The 13,944-nt window shown below is 71.6% G+C and carries 12 protein-coding genes; 8 read left to right on the forward strand and 4 right to left on the reverse strand.

The genetic code is table 11. The features are described from left to right. Nucleotides 1–5 precede the first annotated feature (5 nt). A complete protein-coding gene (locus AB0903_RS07565; RefSeq protein ID WP_366699977.1) occupies nucleotides 6–461 on the reverse strand; it encodes a pyridoxamine 5'-phosphate oxidase family protein in 456 nt (151 codons plus the stop codon). Nucleotides 462–584: 123 nt separating this feature from the next. Here AB0903_RS07565 and AB0903_RS07570 point away from each other — a divergent pair, with 123 nt between their 5' ends. The 3 genes from AB0903_RS07570 to holA all read left to right on the forward strand — a co-directional run bounded on the left by AB0903_RS07570 (nucleotide 585) and on the right by holA (nucleotide 3,025). After that, a complete protein-coding gene (locus tag AB0903_RS07570; protein WP_366699979.1) occupies nucleotides 585–1,439 on the forward strand; it encodes an arylamine N-acetyltransferase in 855 nt (284 codons plus the stop codon). Between the two features lie 197 nt (nucleotides 1,440–1,636). Further along, nucleotides 1,637–1,882 carry a hypothetical protein gene (locus tag AB0903_RS07575; RefSeq protein ID WP_366699980.1) on the forward strand — a complete coding sequence of 82 codons (246 nt, stop codon included), beginning with the start codon at nucleotides 1,637–1,639 and terminating at the stop codon, nucleotides 1,880–1,882. 159 nt (nucleotides 1,883–2,041) lie between these two features. Further along, on the forward strand, nucleotides 2,042–3,025 hold the full coding sequence (gene holA / locus AB0903_RS07580; protein ID WP_366699982.1) for a DNA polymerase III subunit delta: 984 nt from the start codon (nucleotides 2,042–2,044) through the stop codon (nucleotides 3,023–3,025). Nucleotides 3,026–3,424: 399 nt separating this feature from the next. Here the strand turns inward: holA and rpsT are convergent, their stop codons facing one another. Then, nucleotides 3,425–3,691 carry a 30S ribosomal protein S20 gene (rpsT, locus tag AB0903_RS07585; RefSeq protein WP_366699984.1) on the reverse strand — a complete coding sequence of 89 codons (267 nt, stop codon included), beginning with the start codon at nucleotides 3,689–3,691 and terminating at the stop codon, nucleotides 3,425–3,427. 258 nt (nucleotides 3,692–3,949) lie between these two features. Between rpsT and lepA the strand changes: the two genes are divergently transcribed. The 5 genes from lepA to AB0903_RS07610 all read left to right on the forward strand — a co-directional run bounded on the left by lepA (nucleotide 3,950) and on the right by AB0903_RS07610 (nucleotide 12,238). Next, nucleotides 3,950–5,815, forward strand: a complete 1,866-nt coding sequence (lepA, locus tag AB0903_RS07590; protein ID WP_366699986.1) for a translation elongation factor 4 — start codon at nucleotides 3,950–3,952, stop codon at nucleotides 5,813–5,815. 269 nt (nucleotides 5,816–6,084) lie between these two features. Beyond that, nucleotides 6,085–7,974: a long-chain fatty acid--CoA ligase gene (locus AB0903_RS07595; protein ID WP_366699988.1), complete on the forward strand. Its 1,890-nt coding sequence runs from the start codon at nucleotides 6,085–6,087 to the stop codon at nucleotides 7,972–7,974. A gap of 273 nt (nucleotides 7,975–8,247) precedes the next feature. Beyond that, entirely contained in the window at nucleotides 8,248–10,599 is a 2,352-nt protein-coding gene (locus AB0903_RS07600; RefSeq protein WP_366699990.1) for a SpoIIE family protein phosphatase, read from the forward strand. A 15-nt stretch (nucleotides 10,600–10,614) separates the two neighbouring features. Beyond that, nucleotides 10,615–11,847 (forward strand): radical SAM family heme chaperone HemW, encoded by a 1,233-nt coding sequence (hemW, locus tag AB0903_RS07605; RefSeq protein ID WP_366699992.1) that lies wholly within the window; start codon nucleotides 10,615–10,617, stop codon nucleotides 11,845–11,847. Between the two features lie 160 nt (nucleotides 11,848–12,007). Continuing rightward, nucleotides 12,008–12,238 (forward strand): hypothetical protein, encoded by a 231-nt coding sequence (locus AB0903_RS07610; protein ID WP_366699994.1) that lies wholly within the window; start codon nucleotides 12,008–12,010, stop codon nucleotides 12,236–12,238. Here the strand turns inward: AB0903_RS07610 and AB0903_RS07615 are convergent. Beyond that, nucleotides 12,235–13,041, reverse strand: coding sequence for a DUF3097 domain-containing protein (locus AB0903_RS07615; RefSeq protein ID WP_366699996.1), 807 nt, complete (start codon nucleotides 13,039–13,041; stop codon nucleotides 12,235–12,237). The two genes, AB0903_RS07610 and AB0903_RS07615, sit on opposite strands and share 4 nt — an antisense overlap. Nucleotides 13,042–13,067: 26 nt before the next feature. Next, complete coding sequence (locus tag AB0903_RS07620) at nucleotides 13,068–13,790, reverse strand: MBL fold metallo-hydrolase (RefSeq protein WP_366699998.1); 723 nt, start codon at nucleotides 13,788–13,790, stop codon at nucleotides 13,068–13,070. Nucleotides 13,791–13,944 lie beyond the last annotated feature (154 nt).

Raw genomic sequence — 13,944 nt, forward strand, 5'->3', positions numbered from 1 at the left:
GCGGGTCAGTCCAGCCAGCGGCCCTCGGCCATGATCAGCCGGTCCTTCAGCTCGTTCTCCTCACGCCATGTCCTGATGACTCGGGGGGTGATCCGCAGATATACCCAGGGCTGCCGGTCCCTGGGGTCCCACCCCAGCTTCGCGGCGAAGGCGTCCGCTGACTCCGCCGCCAGCGCGGACCCTTCGACGACCTCGGCCCGGCCTTCGACATGCATGACGTCACGGGTGTGGCCGAGGGTCACCACGACCCCGCCCCGGGGCGTCACATTGCGCGCGGTCGGGTTGGTACGCCGGGTGCACATCAGCAGAGCGGTGCCGTCCCAGAGGAAGGAGAGAGGCATGAGACACGGCTGTCCGTCTGCGGACGCTGTGGCGACCCAGGCGTCGTCGTCATTGGCGAGCCGGTCCAGAGCGTCCCGGCGGCGCACCTGCCGGCTGCGGGCCTGTTCCTGAGCGATCATGGCCGCACGCTATGGGGGCGCCGGGCGGTGGCGCGTCGGGCGGAGGGCGGAGAGGGCTCCGCCTTCAGGACCAGGACCAGCGACGTCTGGCGGGCCGGCGGAGCAAGTGGGCAGACTGCACGTATGAGTACAGTTCCGTCGACCCCGTCCGTGTCGGACCCCTTCGTGCAGGCGCCGCAGGTCCCTTCGCCGCAGGCCGTCGACGCGTACCTCGCGCGCATCGGCGGTGCGCGGCCGGAGCGTGCCGACGCCGAGGCGCTCAGGGAGCTCCAGCTGCGGCACTTGCTGTCCGTGCCCTTCGAGAATCTGTCGGTCCACCTCGGCGAGCCTCTGGTACTGGCGGACGGCCCGTTGCTCCAGAAGATCGTCGGCGCCGGGCGAGGCGGGTTCTGCTATGAACTCAACGGGGCGTTCGCCGCGTTGCTGCGCGGCCTCGGCTTCGGCGTCACGCTGCTCCAGGCCAGGGTGTTCGGTGACGGCGGGCGGCTGGGCATCCCGTACGACCACCTGGCGCTGCGCGTGGAGACCAAGGACGGCACGGGGCCCTGGCTGGCCGACGTCGGGTTCGGTGACCACAGCCACCACCCCTTGCTTCTCGACGAGCGGGGCGACCAGGCCGATCCGGCGGGAACCTTCCGTCTGGCCGGGGCGGGCGGCGGGGACCTCGACGTGCTCAGGGACGGCAAGCGGCAGTTCCGCCTCGACACCAGACCGCGTCAGCTCACCGACTTCGAAGCGGGCGCCTGGTGGCACCGGACCTCGCCCTCCTCCCACTTCACCAAGTCGCTGGTGTGCTCCCTGCTCACGGTGGACGGGAGGATCACTCTGACCGGCCGCAAGCTCGTCACCACCGTGGGCGGTGAGCGCCAGGAGCGGTTGCTGGAGACCGACGACGAGGTGCTCGCCGCCTACCGGAAGCACTTCGGCCTCGAACTCGACCGGGTGCCGGAGGCCCGGTCGGCGGCGGGCGGCGAGTGACGGACGTCGCGGGGTGAGCGGGCCACTGCGTCGCGCGCCGAGATGCGGCCGGATACCGTCCGGCGGGGCCTGGCACGGCCCGACACAGCCCGACACGGCGCTGCGGGGCCACCGGCACGGCCCGACACGGCGCTGCGGGGCCACGGCGGCCCACGGGCCCCGGCACGATCACCACGGGCCCCCGGCACAATATGGCGGTGAGCGATGTGAGACACGTGCTGGTGCTGCCCGACCGCGACGCCGCCGAGGAGGTGGCGGAGACGATCCGTGACCGGTTCACGGTTCCTGAGGAGCCCCAGCTGGTTCGGGACGCACTGGCCGGCGAGGACGACGCCGAGGACGCGCAGTGGCTGGTGGTCGTCGAGGACCCGGACGGCAGGCTGGACGCCGCCGAGCTCGACGACTTCGTCGCCGCCTGGGACGGATGGCGCGAGGCGCACTGACCGGGTGCGGATGAGGCGAACTGACCGGGCGCGCGTGAGGCGCCCCGTCCGGGTCCCCGGAGGGAGGCGTATGGACCGTCCACTGCTCATGGGCCTCGGGTTCGGCAGTCCCGCCGGTACCGGCAGGACTGTCGGTGGCACGTGGGATGCTGGAGCGCGATGGCCACCAAGAATTCGACCGACGATCCGCTCGCTCCCGTCACGCTCGCCGTGGGCCAGGAGGATCTGCTTCTCGACCGCGCCGTCCGGCAGGTAGTGGCGGCGGCGCGCGCCGCCGACGCGGACACGGACGTTCGGGACCTGACCGCCGACCAGCTGCAGCCCGGTACGCTCGCCGAGTTGACCAGCCCGTCGCTCTTCGCCGAGCGCAAGGTGGTGGTCGTGCGCAACGCGCAGGACCTGTCCGCCGACACGATCAAGGACGTGAAGGCGTATCTTCTCGCTCCTGTCGAGGAGATCACCCTCGTCCTGCTGCACCCCGGCGGCGCCAAGGGCAAGGGTCTCCTGGACGCGGCCCGCAAGGCGGGGGCTCGCGAGGTCGCCTGTCCCAAGACGACCAAGCCGGGGGAGCGGCTGACCTTCGTACGCTCCGAGTTCCGCGCGGCGGGCAGGTCCGCCACGCCTGAGGCGTGCCAGGCACTCGTCGACGCCATCGGCAGTGACCTGCGGGAGCTGGCCTCGGCGGTGTCGCAGCTGACCGCGGACGTCGAGGGCACCATCGACGAGGCGATCGTCGGTCGTTATTACACGGGCAGGGCGGAGGCGTCCAGCTTCAACGTCGCAGACCGGGCGGTCGAGGGCCGGGCGGCCGAGGCGTTGGAGGCGCTGCGCTGGTCCCTGTCGACCGGTGTCGCGCCCGTGTTGATCACCAGCGCGCTTGCGCAGGGCGTGCGGGCGATCGGCAAGCTGTCCTCGGCGCGCGGCGGCCGGCCGGCCGACCTGGCGCGGGAGCTGGGTATGCCGCCGTGGAAGATCGACCGCGTGCGCCAGCAGATGCGCGGCTGGACCCCTGACGGTGTGGCGGTGGCCCTGCGTGCCGTGGCGGAGGCCGACGCGGGCGTCAAAGGCGGCGGCGACGACGCGGAGTACGCGCTCGAGAAGGCGGTCGTGACCATCGCGACGGCGGCCCGCTCCCGCCGCTGAACGCGCTTCCGGCCGGCCCGGGGGGATCGGGGTCCTGACTGCCCGCGCCGAGGCCCCGGCCCGGCGCACCGCCGCCGCGCACTGCCAAGGTAGGCGCCGGGCGCAGGCGCCTCGGTCCGGCTCCGAGCCCGCACCGCCCCCGTCCGCACCTCCGTCGTCGCCCGTCGAGCTCCGGTATGCCCCGGGCAGCCCCCACCCGCCCCCGTCACCGCAGTACCGACGCGCACGACGAAGGCCCCGGGCCGGTCGCCCTGGGGAAGGGCGATGGCTCGGGGCCTTCGCGTGGAGCTCGGTGCGCCGCACCCGCGTGGCGAACGCAGGCCGCGTGCGGCGCTGGGGGTGCCGGTCAGGAGCGGATGAGAGGGCCCGCTGGATCCCTTCCGGCGATCACATCAGTGCTCAGCCCTGGAGGGAGGCAACCTTGGAAGCCAGCGCCGACTTCTTGTTGGCGGCGGCGTTCTTGTGGATGACGCCCTTGGAGACGGCCTTGTCCAGCTGGCGGGAGGCGGCACGGGCCGCCACGGTCGCCTGCTGGACGTCGCCGGTGGCGACAGCCTCACGGGCCTTGCGGATCGCGGTCTTGAGCGAGGACTTGACGGCCTTGTTGCGCAGGCGCGCCTTCTCGTTCGTCTTGTTCCGCTTGATCTGGGACTTGATGTTCGCCACGAAAGAGCCTTTTCAGGATCGATGATCTTCGAGTTCGTGTCCCTTCCGCGCGGCCCGTCGGGATCCGAGAGGTGTGCCCAGAGAGGGAGGGCACGAGACACAGCTGCTCAGGCTACCAGTCGCCCCTCGGGCGGCCCAAACCGGGCACAGTCCCGTGCGCGTGGGACCATGGAGCCTACGTATCGATCCGACAGCGACCCGAGCCGCGCCCGAGTCGAGCTCACCGACCCGGCGTCTGCCAAAGAATCAGGACCCTGCGTGCCCGCGACTCCTACCAACGTGCCCGAGCCGAGCCGTACCGACCCGGCTCTGATCCGCAACTTCTGCATCATCGCGCACATCGACCACGGCAAGTCGACGCTTGCCGACCGGATGCTCCAGCTGACGGGTGTGGTCGAACAGCGGCAGATGCGCGCTCAGTACCTCGACCGGATGGACATCGAGCGCGAGCGTGGCATCACGATCAAGTCCCAGGCGGTCCGTCTGCCCTGGGCCCCCAATGAGGGAGAGGACCAGGGCAGGACCCACATCCTCAACATGATCGACACCCCGGGCCACGTTGACTTCACCTATGAGGTGTCGCGGTCCCTCGCCGCCTGCGAGGGCACGGTCCTGCTGGTGGACGCGGCCCAGGGCATCGAGGCGCAGACCCTCGCCAACCTCTACCTGGCGATGGAGAACGACCTCAAGATCATCCCCGTACTGAACAAGATCGACCTGCCGGCCGCCCAGCCGGAGAAGTTCTCCGAGGAGCTGGCCAACCTCATCGGCTGCCAGCCCGAGGACGTGCTGAAGGTCTCCGCCAAGACCGGCATCGGCGTGGACGCGCTCCTGGACCGGGTCGTCCGCGACGTCCCGCCCCCGGTCGGCGTCAAGGACGCCCCCGCCCGCGCGATGATCTTCGACTCGGTCTACGACTCCTACCGGGGCGTGGTCACCTACGTCCGCGTCATCGACGGCCAGCTCAACAAGCGCGAGCGCATCAAGATGATGTCGACCGGCGCCACCCACGAGCTCCTCGAGATCGGCGTCTCGTCCCCCGAGATGACGCCGGCCGACGGCATCGGTGTCGGCGAGGTGGGCTACATCATCACCGGCGTGAAGGATGTCCGTCAGTCCAAGGTCGGTGACACGATCACCAGCAAGGACAAGGGCGCCACCGAGGCCCTCGGCGGGTACAAGGACCCCAAGCCGATGGTCTTCTCCGGCCTTTACCCGCTGGACGGCTCGGACTACCCCGACCTCCGCGAGGCACTGGACAAGCTCCAGCTCAACGACGCAGCCCTGGTCTACGAGCCGGAGACCTCCGCGGCCCTCGGCTTCGGCTTCCGCGTCGGCTTCCTCGGTCTGTTGCACCTCGACGTCATCCGTGAGCGCCTGGAGCGCGAGTTCAACCTCGAACTCATCGCCACCGCGCCCAACGTGGTCTACCGCGTGATCATGGAGGACGGGAAGGAGCACACGGTCACCAATCCGAGCGAATTCCCCGAAGGCAAGATTGACAAGGTCTTCGAGCCGGTCGTCCGGGCCACGATCCTCGCTCCCAGCGAGTTCATCGGCTCGATCATGGAGCTCTGCCAGAACCGCCGCGGCACCCTCCTCGGCATGGACTACCTCTCCGAGGACCGCGTCGAGATCCGCTACACGCTCCCCCTCGCCGAGATCGTCTTCGACTTCTTCGACAACCTGAAGTCCAAGACCCGCGGCTACGCATCCCTGGACTACGAGCCCACCGGCGAGCAGGACGCCCAGCTGGTCAAGGTCGACATCCTGCTCCACGGCGACCGCGTCGACGCCTTCTCCGCCGTCACCCACAAGGACGCCGCGTACGCGTACGGCGTACGGCTCGTCGCCAAGCTGCGCGAGCTGATCCCGCGCCAGGCATTCGAGATCCCCATCCAGGCAGCCATCGGCTCCCGGGTCATCGCCCGCGAGACCATCCGCGCGATCCGCAAGGACGTCCTCGCCAAGTGCTACGGCGGTGACATCTCCCGTAAGCGGAAGCTGCTGGAGAAGCAGAAGGAAGGCAAGAAGCGGATGAAGATGGTCGGCTCCGTGGAGGTGCCGCAGGAGGCGTTCATCGCGGTGCTGTCCAGTGATGAGGGCGGCAAGAGCAAGAAGTAGCCGTCACGTCCCCTTGCTGCGACAAAGGCGTCCGTCCCTCGCCTGGGCGGGCGCCTTTCGGCCTTCCGGAACCTCCCGGACAGATGCGTGCTTGCTGCATCGTTCCACTGCTCCAACCGGTGGATCCGCGTTCCGTTCGTTATGAAGCGGCAGCCCGCAGGCTCTTACGCGCCGGTCGCACGGGCTTTACCCTGAGCACGACTCGATGGTTACTCGCCAGTTAAACAACCAGCCCGTCGTGCAGTGCTGCCGCCGGCCCGGAGGACGTCGTGAGCGAAACCCAGACCCTGATCGAGAACCGGCCGCCCTCGGTGGCCACCCTCTTCTCCGAGCGCGTGGCAGCCACGCCGGACGGCGAGGCGTACCGCTATCCGGTGCCGCCCGCCTCCGGCTCAGGGCCCGACGACTGGAAGTCCCTGACCTGGGGCCAGGCCGCCGAGCGGGTCTTCGCCATCGCGGCCGGACTGATCGAGCTCGGCGTGAGCCCAGAAGAACGGGTCGCGCTGGCCTCCTCCACCCGGGTCGAGTGGATCCTCGCCGACCTCGGAGTGATGTGCGCCGGAGGCGCCACCACCACGGTCTACCCGTCCACCAACGCCGAGGAGTCGGCGTACATCCTCTCCGACTCCGAGAGCCGGGTGCTGATCGCGGAGGACGCCTCCCAGCTGGACAAGGCGCGTGAGAAGCGCGACGAACTGCCCGACCTGAAGCACGTGGTCGTCATCGACCCGGCCGGCGTGGAGCCGGACGCCGGCGACCCGGAGGGCTGGGTCATCACCCTGGCCGACCTGGAGGCGCGCGGCGCGAAGTACCTCGCCAAGCACCCGGAAGCCGTCAAGGAGCGGGTCGCGGCGATCACCTCCGACCAGCTGGCGACGCTCATCTACACCTCCGGAACCACCGGCCGTCCCAAGGGCGTACGGCTGCGGCACGACAACTGGTCCTACATGGCCAAGGCCATCGCCGCGACCGGCCTCATCACCCAGGACGACGTGCAGTACCTCTGGCTGCCGCTCGCCCATGTCTTCGGCAAGGTGCTGACCTCCGGACAGATCGAGGTCGGCCACGTCACCGCCGTCGACGGCCGAGTCGACAAGATCATCGAGAATCTGCCGGTCGTCCGGCCGACCTACATGGCGGCCGTGCCCCGCATCTTCGAGAAGGTCTACAACGGAGTCGCGGCCAAGGCCCGGGCGGGCGGCGGCGCCAAGTACAAGATCTTCCAGTGGGCCGCCGGCGTCGCCCGTGAGTACGCCAAGGCCACCCAGGACAACTTCCGCCGCACCGGCAACGCCACCGCGCCCTTCGGCCTGAGCGCCAAGCACAAGGTCGCCGACACCCTCGTCTACTCCAAGCTCCGCGACGCCTTCGGCGGCCGGCTGCGCGCCGCCATCTCCGGTTCCGCCGCGCTCGCGCCCGACATCGGCTACTTCTTCGCCGGCGCCGGCATCCACATCCTGGAGGGCTACGGTCTCACCGAGTCGAGCGCCGCCTCCTTCGTCAACCCGGGCGAGGCGTACCGCACCGGCACGGTCGGCAAGCCGCTGCCCGGCTGCGAGGTCCGCATCGCCGACGACGGCGAGATCCTGCTGCGCGGCCCCGGCATCATGGAGGGCTACCACAACCTGCCGGAGAAGACGGCCGAGGTCCTCGAGTCCGACGGCTGGTTCCACACCGGCGACATCGGCGAGCTGTCCGCCGACGGCTATCTGCGGATCACGGACCGCAAGAAGGACCTGATCAAGACCTCCGGCGGCAAGTACATCGCGCCGGCCGAGGTCGAGGGCCAGTTCAAGGCGGTGTGTCCGTTCGTCTCCAACATCCTGGTGCACGGCGCGGACCGTAACTTCTGCACCGCGCTCATCGCGCTCGACGAGCCGACGATCCTCGGCTGGGCCGAGGAGAACGGCCTGGGCGGCAAGAGCTACGCCGAGGTCGTCGCCTCCCCCCAGGTCGAGCAGCTCATCGAGGGCTATGTGCAGCGCCTCAACGAGGGCCTTCAGCGCTGGCAGACCATCAAGAAGTTCCGGCTGCTCCCCCGCGACCTGGACATCGAGCACGGCGAGCTGACGCCCAGTCTCAAGCTGAAGCGCCCGGTCGTGGAGCGCGAGTACAAGCACCTGATCGACGACATGTACGCCGGGTCCCGCGAGGCGTAGCCCTCCGGTGTCCGGTGGCACCGGACGCCGCCGGACGCCGCCGGACGCCGACGATCAGCCGGGCGGGAGCGCGGAAGCAGCCTTCGACGAACCGGACCTCTTCCGGTCCGTCGGGCTTCCACCGCTCCCGCCGCACCGGTTTACGCCTTCCAGGTCGCTTTGTTCCTGTTCTGTTCCACCCCACTTCGGTGACTCCACGCTTATGGGTGCCCTCGGTCTGTCACTCTGTCGGTGTCATGAGCGGCGCACGCCAGCACCGACCAGGAGCCGCAGGTGGGGGCCATTCCGATGCAGCGCGAAACCGGCAGCCGATCGACTTCCGTGTGGCCGGCACGGCCCGACGCGGGGCTGGTCGCGCACACCAGCCTGCCCGGCAACCTGCTCGCCCCGGCCGCGGGGCGCCGCTTCGTGCACGACGCCGTCGCCGAGTGGACCGGTCTGGGGTTCCTGACGGCCGGCCGCCGCGCGGACCGGCTCGCCGAGGACGCGGCCGTCGTCGTCAGCGAACTCGTCACGAACGCCGTCGTGCACGCCGGCACCGCGGCGGAACTGCTCTGCCGTTTCGTGGAACCGACGCACGAGGAACCGGCCGCTCTGGTGGTCGAGGTCTCCGACCACCATCCCGCCAGCGGCGTGACCGCCGCTACGCACAGCGCCGATCAGCCGGGCACCCCCGACTACGGTCGCGGCCTCCACCTCGTCGCCTCCCTCGCGGACCGCTGGGGCGTGACCTTCCACGCCGCCCTCAAGACGGTGTGGGCCCGTCTGCCGCTCGACGGCCGGGAGATCCGTCCGCCGGCCGCCGCGTCACCGGCCCCGTCCGTACGCCGGGGCACGGGCGGCGTGGAGCGGTCCACACGCCGGCGTACCGGGCGGGACGACCCGGAGTGGGTCAGCCGCGGCGCGCCCGCCTTTCTCGCCGAGGCGTCCGAGCTGCTCGCCGGTCAGCTCGACGAGGAGATGGTCGCGGCGCTCGCGGGGCAGCTGCTGGTGCCGCGACTCGCCGACCGGTGCGCCATCTGGCTGGACGGCGAGGGCAAGGGGCCCGGCGGGGGCGGGGCGGCGTCGCGGCTCGTGGGCGTATGGCACAGCGACGAGTCGCGTGTGGAGCCGCTGCGCGATGCGCTGGGCAAGGAGCCGCCCCTGCTGCCGGACGCGCCGGACGTCGGACCGGTGCGGATGCCGTGGCCGGACCGTCCGCCGACGGACGTGATCGCCGTCCCGGCGCCGGCCGGTGTGTCCGGCCTCGCCGGCACGACGGCCGCCCTGCTCGTGCCCGCGGACGCTGCCGGGCCCCGCCCGGCCGACCCGGGCGATCACCCCGGGCCGGCCGGGCGCGGTCTGCGGATCTCGGACGACAGCACGTCGGACGCCGCCGGGAGTCCGGTGCCGCTCGCGCCCGGACCGGCTGCCCGGCCGTCCACCGCGGGCGCCGCCGGGAGCCCGGTGCGGCCCGCGCCCGGTCTGCCGAGCCGGTCGTCCACCGCGGGCGCCGACGGTGAGCGGGGCGGAAGCGCCCTGCCCGGCGTGGAGCCCGCAGGTGTCGGGGAAGCCGGCCCGGGTTGCCTGCCGGGCCGCGCAGCCGACTGGCGTCCGGGCGCAGGAGGTCCGCCCGATGCGACGCCGGCAGACCCCGGCGCGGATGCCGCCACCGCCCTGGCGTACCCACTGAGTGCCGGGGGCCGCAGGCTCGGGGTGCTGGTGGTGGCGCAGAGCGGGGACGAGTACCTGCCCGCCGAAGTCGCCGCGCTCATCGAGGACTTCGCCCGCAGGGTCGCCCTGGCCGTCGGCGCCGCGCGCCGGTACGCACGGCAGGCCACCATCAGCCGCGTCCTGCAGCGCGGCCTGCTCCCCAGCCGGGTGGGGCGGATCCCCGGCGTCGACACGTATCTGGTGTACGAGCCCAGCGACGACGGAGTCGCCGGCGGAGACTTCTACGACGTCTTCCCCGCCGGGGCCGGCGGCCGCTGGTGCTTCATGCTCGGCGACGTCCAGGGCAGCGGGCCCGAGGCCGCCGTCGTCACGGGGCTCGCCAGGCCGTGGCTGCGGCTGCTCGCCCGTGAGGGATACGAGGTCGGCCAGGTCCTCGACCGGCTCAACGGCCTGCTGCTCGACGATGCCATGGAGGCGGCGGAGGCGACGGCACTGCTCGCCACCGGCGGCCACGGACCGGGCCTGCCGGAAGGCCGGCACTCCCGTTTCCTGTCGCTGCTCTACGGCGAGGTGGTCCCCTCGGAGTCCGGCGCAGGCGGCGCCCGCTGCACCCTGGCCAGCGCCGGACATCCGCTGCCCCTGGTGCTCCGCCCCGACGGCACCGTCCGCGTCCACGCGGAGCCGCAGGTGCTGCTCGGCGTCGTCGAGGACGTCGCGTACCACAGCCACACCTTCGACCTCGAGCCCGGCGACACACTGCTGTGCGTCACCGACGGGGTGACCGAGCGGCGCTCCGGGCCCCGGATGTTCGACGACGAGGACGGCCTGGCGCAGGCCCTGTCCGAGTGCGCCGGTCTCGCCGCGCAGGGCGTCGCAGAGCGGATCAGAGCGGCGGTGCACGAGTTCGCCCCGACCCCGCCGGGGGACGACCTGGCTCTGCTGGTGCTCCAGGCGGGGTGGTCCCGCGGGTGACGGACAATGGGAGGCATGCCTTCCGTACTGCCTGACGGCGAGCCCATGCCCGAGGACGGCGCGCTGCCCGCGGCCGCCCTGCTCGGGGCCGAAGCCCGGCCGCTGGCCTTCTACCTGCACGTGCCGTACTGCGCGACCCGCTGCGGTTACTGCGACTTCAACACCTACACGGCCACCGAGCTGCGCGGCTCCGGCGGAGTGCTCGCCTCCCGTGACAACTACGCCGAGACCCTCGCGGACGAGGTCCGCCTCGCCCGCAAGGTCCTCGGTGACGACCCGCGGCAGGTACGGACGGTGTTCGTCGGCGGCGGTACGCCGACGCTGCTGGCTGCCGGCGACCTCGTGCGGATGCTGGACGCGGTCCGGCAGGAGTTCGGCCTCGCCAACGACGCGGAGGTGACCACGGAGGCCAACCCGGAATCCGTCGACCCGGCCTATCTGGCGGCGCTCCGGGAGGGCGGCTTCAACCGGATCTCGTTCGGCATGCAGAGCGCCCGGCAGCACGTGCTGAAGGTGCTCGACCGCACCCACACGCCCGGCCGGCCGGAGGCGTGCGTCGGCGAGGCTCGGGCGGCGGGCTTCGACCATGTGAACCTCGACCTGATCTACGGCACCCCCGGCGAGAGCGACGACGACTGGCGGGGCACGCTGGACGCCGCGGTCGGCGCGGGACCGGACCATGTCTCCGCGTACGCGCTGATCGTCGAGGAGGGCACGCAGCTCGCGCGGCGTATCCGCCGCGGTGAGGTCCCCATGACCGACGACGACGTCCACGCCGACCGCTATCTGATCGCCGACGAGATCCTCGGTTCGGCCGGCTTCGACTGGTACGAGGTCTCCAACTGGGCCACCACAGAGGCCGGTCGCTGCCTGCACAACGAGCTGTACTGGCGCGGCGCCGACTGGTGGGGCGCCGGCCCGGGGGCGCACAGCCATGTGGGCGGCGTGCGCTGGTGGAACGTCAAGCACCCGGGCGCGTACGCCGCCGCGCTCGCGGAGGGCCGCTCGCCGGGCGCGGGCCGCGAGGTCCTCGCGGACGACGACCGCCGCGTCGAGCGCATCCTGCTGGAGCTGCGGCTGCGCGAGGGCGTCCCGCTGGAGCTGCTGCGCGCGGCGGGCCTCGCGGCGGCCCGCAAGGCCCTCGCCGACGGCCTTCTGGAGCCCGGCCCGTACGAGCAGGGCCGCGCGGTCCTGACGCTGCGGGGACGGCTCCTGGCGGACGGGGTGGTGCGGGACCTGGTGGACTGATCACTCACCCGAGCGAACTCGTGCAGAAGAGAGGCTCGACTGCCTGCGCTGTCCCTACCCTGCTGCTCGAACGGGATGCGGCGGACGAGGAGGGCCACGGAGATGACCGCTGTGGATGACCGGCCTGTTGCGTCGATTGCCGACCTCTACGAGAACCTGCGTGTTCCGGCTCAAGCCGTCGATGTACGCGGCCGGTCAGGTGGACGCCTATCTGATCATCGATCCTTTCGCGGCCCGCTGTGTCCTTCTCACGGAACCGACAGGCTCGGGCGAGGCTGCGAGGTACCAGGTGGAGCGGACCGCCAAGTTCGGTGATCCCCTTCCCGTCGAGGCGCTCGACATCACGCTGGACACATCCCGGTTCCGGACGTTGCCGGACTCTCCCCGCTAGTCGGACACCGTCACGAAATCGATCAGTTCCTCCACCCGCCCCAGCAGCGACGGCTCCAGATCCTTGTAGCTCGTCACCCTGGACAGGATGTGCTGCCAGGCCGCGCCCGTGTTGTCCGGCCAGCCGAGCGCCCGGCACACGCCCGTCTTCCAGTCCTGGCCCCGCGGGACCTCCGGCCACGCCGGAATACCGACGGACGACGGCTTCACCGCCTCCCACACGTCGATGTACGGGTGGCCCACCACCAACACGTGCGGATCGGTCACCGACGCCGCGATCCGCGACTCCTTCGAGCCCTCGACCAGGTGGTCCACCAGGACACCGAGGCGGGCGTCGGGGCCTGGCGAGAAGTCCGCGACGATCGACGGCAGGTCGTCGACGCCCTCCAGGTACTCGACCACCACGCCCTCGATGCGCAGGTCGTCGCCCCACACCCGCTCCACCAGCTCCGCGTCGTGCCGGCCCTCCACGTAGATGCGCCCGGCGCGAGCGACCCTCGCCCGTGCGCCGGGCACGGCGAGGGAGCCGGACGCCGTACGGGAGGGGCGGGACGTGGCCGCCGGGGCAGGGCGGACGAGGGTGACGGGCCGGCCCTCCAAAAGGAAGCCGCGCGGTTCGAGCGGGAAGACCCGGAGCTTGCCGAACCGGTCCTCCAGGGTCACCGTCCCGGCCTCGCAGCGGATCACCGCGCCGCAGAAGCCGGTCGACACCTCCTCGACCACCAGATCCGGCTCCGCCGGCACCTCGGGGACGGGTTTCGACCGCTTCCACGGCGGCGTGAGATCAGGGCTGTAGCTGCGCATTCGCACGACGATACGGCCGCCCGCCGCTACATCACACCGAAACGCGCCGCCAGTTCGTTCCGCTGCGCCCGCACGAACGCCGCGTCCACGGCGGCTCCGTGCCCCGGGACGTACAGCGCGTCCTCGCCGCCGAGATCCAGCAGCCGGTCCAGCGCGGCGGGCCAGCGGGAGGTGATGGCGTCCGGCCCCGCCTGCGGCTCGCCGGACTCCTCCACCAGGTCGCCGCAGAACACCACCTCCGGCTCACCCGGCACCAGCAGCGCCAGGTCGTGCCCCGAGTGCCCCGGTCCCACATTGGCCAGCAGCACCTGGCGGCCGCCGAGCTCGAGCGTCCACTCACCGCACACCGGGTGGTGCGGCGCGACCAGCAGGTCCGCCGCCTCGGCCGCCTCGTCGGGCGCGACCCCGTGCCGAACCGCGTCGGCCCGGATCGCGTCCCGTTCCCGGTGCAGCAGCGTGTCCAGGCCCACCGCCCCGTACACCTCCGCGCCCGCGAAGGCGGACGTGCCCAGCACATGGTCGAAGTGGGGATGGCTCAATGCGATGTGCGTCACTCTGCGGCCGCCCAGCAGGGCCTGCACCTGGGCCCGCACCTGCGCGCCCTCGCGGAGCGTCGAGCCCGTGTCGTACAGCAGCGCGGCTTCCGCGCCGACCACCAGGCCGACGGTCGCGTCCCAGCCCGGCAGGCGGCGCCGGCCGACGCCGAGGGCAAGCCGTTCCCAGCCGAAGTCTTCCCAACTGACGTCCATACGGCGACGCTATCCGTATCGCATCCGCACCCGCCTGTGCGGGCCGTGCCCGGCAGGATGTCCGACCGCATGGTCTGCCACCCTTGCTACCCGTGTACCCGACAGCCGTACACTGGCCGGGAAAGCTGGCACTCGGACACACAGAGTGCCAGAC

Source organism: Streptomyces sp. NPDC048389, from assembly GCF_040706335.1.
Lineage (GTDB): Bacteria > Actinomycetota > Actinomycetes > Streptomycetales > Streptomycetaceae > Streptomyces.

Coding starts and splice junctions, on each gene's coding strand:
- AB0903_RS07620 (WP_366699998.1), bottom strand. CDS start 13,790: ATGGACGTCAGTTGGGAAGACTTCGGCTGGGAACGGCTTGCCCTCGGC.
- hemW (WP_366699992.1), top strand. CDS start 10,615: ATGCCTTCCGTACTGCCTGACGGCGAGCCCATGCCCGAGGACGGCGCG.
- AB0903_RS07615 (WP_366699996.1), bottom strand. CDS start 13,041: ATGCGCAGCTACAGCCCTGATCTCACGCCGCCGTGGAAGCGGTCGAAA.
- holA (WP_366699982.1), top strand. CDS start 2,042: ATGGCCACCAAGAATTCGACCGACGATCCGCTCGCTCCCGTCACGCTC.
- AB0903_RS07565 (WP_366699977.1), bottom strand. CDS start 461: ATGATCGCTCAGGAACAGGCCCGCAGCCGGCAGGTGCGCCGCCGGGAC.
- AB0903_RS07570 (WP_366699979.1), top strand. CDS start 585: ATGAGTACAGTTCCGTCGACCCCGTCCGTGTCGGACCCCTTCGTGCAG.